Below are 989 nucleotides of genomic sequence, written 5' to 3' on the forward strand. Positions count from 1 at the left end.
GAATAAAGTGTAGTAAACATAGCACCTATTGTAGCTACAAAGTAAACTATAGTACTTGATAAGTAATATTGTCCATATGCAGACTCAAGAATAAAATCTTTAGAATAGAATCCTGTCATGAAAGGTACAGCAACTAAACTTAATGAAGCTATCAGCATTACTGAATATGTTAAAGGTAAGAATGCTCTTAAACCACCATATTTTCTAAAATCTTGATTATCTGCTACTGAGTGTATAACTGAACCAGCACCTAAGAATAATAACGCTTTATAGAACGCATGATTTACTAAATGGAATAAAGCTAAGTTATAACTTGATAGACCAACAGCTATTACCATCATACCTAATTGTGACATTGTAGAATAAGCTATAACTTTTTTTATATCTTGTTGGAATAAACCAATTAAAGAACTAAATACTGTAGTTATAGCACCCAATCATAAACAAAGCACTAAAACAGTTGAACTATATTCTATTAAAGGTGAAGATCTCATTAATAAATATACTCCAGCAGTAACCATAGTAGCAGCGTGAATCAATGCAGATACAGGTGTAGGACCCTCCATAGCTTGTGGTAATCATATGTGAAGTCCTACTTGTGAACTTTTAGCTGTAGCACCAATTAATAAACAAATACCTATTATTGTTATAATATTTTCATTGTAATATGGAGCTAATGCAAATACTGTACTATAATCTAAATTACCAAAAGATCATATTATAGAAAACATACCTACAGTTAATATTGTATCACCTACTCTATTAGTTAATAATGCTGATAAAGAACTTTGGTTAGCTGCTATTCTAGTAAATCAGAAATTTACTAAAAGGTATGAACAAACTCCAACACCTTCTCAACCAACAAACATTATTAAATAATTATTACCTGTTACAAGTATAATCATCATGAAAGTGAATAAACTTAAATAACTAAAGAATCTTTGATTGTGAGGATCATGACTCATATAACTTATAGAGTATACATGTAC

Annotated in this window: 1 protein-coding gene and 1 pseudogene; both read right to left on the reverse strand. The window is 29.7% G+C overall.

Annotated elements, in window-relative coordinates:
- A pseudogene (locus tag JS756_RS38920) lies at positions 1–566 on the reverse strand (proton-conducting transporter transmembrane domain-containing protein); the annotation flags it as partial.
- 288 nt (positions 567–854) lie between these two features.
- On the reverse strand, positions 855–989 hold a 135-nt coding region (locus JS756_RS38925; protein ID WP_205387444.1), incomplete at its 5' end, for a NuoL/Nad5 family protein.

Origin of the sequence: Streptomyces actuosus (assembly GCF_016921115.1) — a bacterium.
GTDB lineage: Bacteria > Actinomycetota > Actinomycetes > Streptomycetales > Streptomycetaceae > Streptomyces > Streptomyces actuosus_A.